The following is a 1,294-nucleotide window of genomic DNA, read 5'->3' on the forward strand; positions in this document are numbered from 1 at the left end:
CGTCGACCTGCCCACCTACCCCTTCCAGCACAAGCACTACTGGATCGAGGCCGTCCAGGACACGGTCGATGTGGAGCAGGCAGGCCTGGAGACCGCCGAACACCCGCTACTGAGCGCGGTGGTACTGACCGCTGACGAGACCGGCGCGGTTCTCACCGGTCGGCTGTCCACCCGCGGTCACCCTTGGCTGGCCGATCACGCCGTGCACGACGCTGTCCTTTTCCCCGGCACAGGCTTTGTCGAACTTGCTGTCCGAGCCGGGGACACCGTCGGTCTCCCCGTCCTGGAAGAACTCACCCACGAAGCGCCCCTCGTCCTGCCGTCAGACACGGCGGTCACCCTCCAGATCATCGTCCGGCGCGACCCCGGGAGCGACCGTGCCGCCCTGGAGGTCTACGGCCGCCAGGACGACGCCTCCGACCCCACCGGCTCCTGGACCCTCCACGCCTCCGGAACCCTCACCGCCGCCGCCACTACCGCCACCATCACGCCGGCCGACGACCTCACCCACTGGCCTCCGCCCGGAGCCGACGCCGTACCCGTCGACGCCCTCTACCCGCACCTGGCCGGTCAGGGTCTTCACTACGGTCCTGCGTTCCAGGGCGTACGCGCGATCTGGCACCGCGACGACGAGGTGTTCGCCGAGGTCGAACTACCCACCCCGGGCGTCGAGCAGGCCGCGGGCTTCGGACTGCACCCCGCCCTGTTCGACGCTGCCCTCCACGCTCTGGCCGGCGCGGATCACAGCGATCACCGTGGTCACAGCGGACAGGAACCCGGTCCGCAGCTGCCCTTCGCCTGGCAGGGCGTGACCCTGCACGCCTCCGGAGCCACCGCCCTGCGCGTCCACCTCCGCCCCACCGGACCGACCACCATCGCCGTCAGCCTCGCCGACCCCGACGGAACCCCCGTCGCCACCGTCACCTCCCTCGTCACCCGTCCAGCCCCGTCCATCCCGCGGCCCGCCGACGACCCCACTCATCACGCCCTCTTCCACCTGGAATGGACGCCGGCACCCGCGCTTCCGGGCACCAGCACACCAGCCACCCCGGCAACCGAAGAAATTGCCCTCCATCACGTCACAGCCGACGGTCCCGACATGACCACCCGAGTCCGGTCCGCGCTGCGCACCGTCCTCGGCATCCTCCGGTCCTCGGCCGGACACGAACCCACCACCTCCGACCGGACCCCCATCGCCCTGATCACCCGTCATGCGGTGTCCGTAGCCGATACGGACCCCGCCCCCGATCCCGCCGCAGCCGCSGTRTGGGGCCTGGTGCGCTCCGCCCAGGCC

1 protein-coding gene is annotated in these 1,294 nt (G+C 71.2%); it reads left to right on the forward strand.

The genetic code is table 11. The features are described 5' to 3' along the window. A partial coding sequence (locus tag FGF04_RS39265) for a polyketide synthase dehydratase domain-containing protein (protein WP_188114428.1) occupies window positions 1–1,294 on the forward strand: 1,294 nt, incomplete at both ends.

The sequence above is a fragment of the Streptomyces apricus genome, from assembly GCF_008369065.1.
Classification (GTDB): Bacteria; Actinomycetota; Actinomycetes; order Streptomycetales; family Streptomycetaceae; genus Streptomyces; species Streptomyces apricus.